The following is a 3,251-nucleotide window of genomic DNA, read 5'->3' on the forward strand; positions in this document are numbered from 1 at the left end:
AAGAAGTAAGCCAAATTGCATCATCTCTTTTCTTTTAGGGATAGTTGTTTTGATGGTCTAGAGGGATACTTGAATGTCCCGCTGTCGCCCTTTGGGGTAGGCAGGAATCCCCCGGCTTTAGACGTGGTACGGTTCAAGCCCTCTTGATGTTTGACAAGCGTATCGATGAGATTCTATCTTTGGCGAACTGAATTAATCGGGTTGTCTTTATTTTTATCCTAACTGAAACCCGGGTGGGTCAGCGCAATCCTCGGGGATTGAGCAAGGGAAAGACGCAGGGTACAGGAGCGATCGCGGGTCGGGGAAGGAAGGAGAGGGAGCGGACTTTAGAGTGGTCCGCACCACCGGCAGAAGGGATCGCACGGGAAAGACTCCGCTGATGAAACAGCGGGATTCTAACCTCTGTTAAGTCACAGTTGTGAGGTCATCCTGCTTTCGTTCCTTCCTTAACCGCGCCGAATCTGGATTAGCGCAATTGTAGGCTCTTCGGAGCGTCGTACATATGAATCGTATCGACAAAACGAGCGGTACTCGACTGGCTAGAAATAACCAGGCTGTGAGTGCGAGCGCCACCTTTGAAGAAGCGAACTCCTTGCATTAACGTTCCGGGAGTAATACCGGATGCAGCAAACAGCACAGTCTCTCCAGAAGCTAATTCTTCTGCGTTGTAAACGCGATCGGGGTCCGTGATGCCCATTTCGTGCAAACGAGCGATATTGCTTTCTTTGCTTTCGCCGATTAGCCCAGTTTTGACCACTTCGGGGTCATAAATCAGCTGACCTTGGAAGTGACCGCCTAAACAGCGCATTGCAGCACCGGAGATAACGCCTTCGGGAGCTGCACCAATTCCCATCAGAGCGTGGATGTTGGTTCCGGAGAACGCGCAAGAAATCGCAGCAGAGACATCTCCATCGCTGATCAGACGCACTCGGGCTCCGGCGGCGCGGATTTCTTCGATTAAGCCTTTGTGACGGGGACGATCCATCACCACCACGACCAATTCCTCAATGGAGCGACTCATGCAGTCCGAGAGGATTTTGAGGTTTTCGGTGGCAGATTTATTGAGGTCTACATGATTTTTGGCACAGGCGGGTGCAGCAAGCTTCTTCATGTAGAAGTCCGGTGCGCGGAAGAGGCCACCTTTTTCGGCAATGGCGAGAACTGCCATCGAACCGTTTTGTCCATAAGCAACTAAGTTGGTGCCTTCACAGGGGTCAACGGCGATATCAATTTCGACCAGTTGTTGGGGGTCGCAGAATTGGCTGGCATTTTCCTGAGTACAGATACCAACTTCTTCCCCGATGTACAACATGGGAGCTTCATCGCGCTCGCCTTCCCCGATGACGATGCGGCCTCGCATATGAATGCGGTTCATGCGTTCGCGCATCGCTTCTACCGCTACATGGTCAGCGGTATTTTTGTCGCCTTTACCCATCCAACGAGCCGATGCGATCGCGGCTTGTTCGACGACTTCAATAATCTCTAAACCGATTACACTATCCACGGAATTTTCCTCCCAACTGCCTATCAGCAGCCTTTTCTCTGGCTACAACCGTCTAAAAGTCTATCAGAGGACGGATACCCATAGCGATCGCGATTAACTCAGTTTTTGTTAAGTTTTGCTGCTAGGGTATTGTCATTGGTTATTGGTCATTGGTCATTGGTTATTGGTTATCCGACCAATGACCAATGACCAATAATCTTGGCCATTGGTCATTGGTTATTTGTTATTTGTCATCCGACCAAGGACCAACGACAAATGACAAATGACCAAGGTTGTGGGTAATCTGGGAGAGATAGGGTGGAGAAATGCCTGGACTCCCCCTGCCGGGAACGGGAAAATCCGTGGCTCTGACGAAATGATCGGCTATGATCACACCCAGCACGATAGATTCCCAGCAGGCAGAACGCCTGACCCTTGCCGAATCGTGCTGCTTTGGTCTGATTTAAAACAATTTTACGATGCAAAACAACATGGATGTCGAGGGGTTGGAAATCGAAAGGCGATCGCCACTAGAACCATCTAGTCTGGTAGATGCCTCTGGGCAGTGGCCTTTCTCAACTGAAGCGGCGGGCACGGGATTCGATGCTGAGTTTTATTTGAATGCTTATCCCGATGTTGCTGAAGCGGTTAGCATCGGAGGGTTTGAGAGTGGGTGGGAACATTGGCTGCTGTATGGTCAGCAGGAAGGACGGTTGCCGATCGCCCCCGCCGAAACCGTTTCCCCTGAAGGGAGTTCCGGGGACCCCTTGCTGGGGGAACAGGTCCCGAATTTAGGCCAGTTACCGTTAAGTTTTATTCCCAATGCGGGGCAATTTGACCCCACGGTGAATTTCTCGGTCCGAGGCGCATCTCATGCCATTTTCTTTACCCCGGATGAGGTGGTTCTGACCGCAGCAGCACAACCGGACCCAGAATCCGATGAACTGCAATCTTCCGTGGTGCGCCTAGAGTTTGTGGGGGCCAATGGTGACCCGGTGATAGAAGGGATAGAACCCTTGCCGGGATTGGCGAATTTCTTATCCGGGTCTGATGGGTCCAGTTGGTCGGGGAATGTTCCCACCTACCAAGGCATTGCTTATCGGGACCTTTATGACGGGATTGATTTAGTTTATCGCGGCACAGAAGGGGTGCTCAAGCGAGAATTTGTGGTGGACCCGGGAGCGGATCCGGACCAAATTCTGTTGGACTATAGCGGCATTGAGGCGATCGCCCTGCGGGAAGGGGCTTTGGTTTTACAAACTGCCTTGGGTGAGTTAATCGAGGCAGCACCGATTATTTATCAGGATATCGAAGGCGATCGCGTTTCTGTGGCGGGTCAGTATGAATTACTTGGGGAGGGCCAAGTTGGATTTGAGTTAGGCTCTTATGACCCGAACTATGCCTTGATTATTGACCCCACCCTGCAATATTCCAGCTATTTGGGCGGGACCCTGCAAGACCAAGGGGATGCGATCGCCCTGGATGCAGAAGGAAATATCTATATCGCCGGAAGAACCATCTCCACAGACTTTCCCACCCGGATTCCCTTACAAAGCACCATTAGTAATCCGGGTTCCTTCAAATTTGATGCCTTTATTACCAAGATTGCTCCCGATGGAGCCAGCGCTTTCTACTCGACTTATTTAGGGGGCCTGGAAAACGACCGGGCCTTAGATGTGGTTGTAGATAGTCGCGGCAGTGCCTTTGTGGTGGGACAAACGGCTTCGGATAATTTCCCCGTCAGCGTGGGATCGGCACAGACGGCAGC

At 51.5% G+C, this 3,251-nt stretch carries 2 protein-coding genes; one reads left to right on the forward strand and one right to left on the reverse strand.

The window, feature by feature from the left end:
• Positions 1–466 precede the first annotated feature (466 nt).
• Positions 467–1,504: a class II fructose-bisphosphatase gene (gene glpX / locus J0895_RS07510; protein ID WP_207087488.1), complete on the reverse strand. Its 1,038-nt coding sequence runs from the start codon at positions 1,502–1,504 to the stop codon at positions 467–469.
• Positions 1,505–1,962: 458 nt separating this feature from the next.
• Between glpX and J0895_RS07515 the strand changes: the two genes are divergently transcribed.
• Positions 1,963–3,251 (forward strand): DUF7948 domain-containing protein (locus J0895_RS07515; protein ID WP_207087489.1); only part of this gene is annotated, 1,289 nt, incomplete at its 3' end.

It is taken from the genome of Phormidium pseudopriestleyi FRX01 (assembly GCF_017313335.1).
Lineage (GTDB): Bacteria > Cyanobacteriota > Cyanobacteriia > Cyanobacteriales > Laspinemataceae > Laspinema > Laspinema pseudopriestleyi.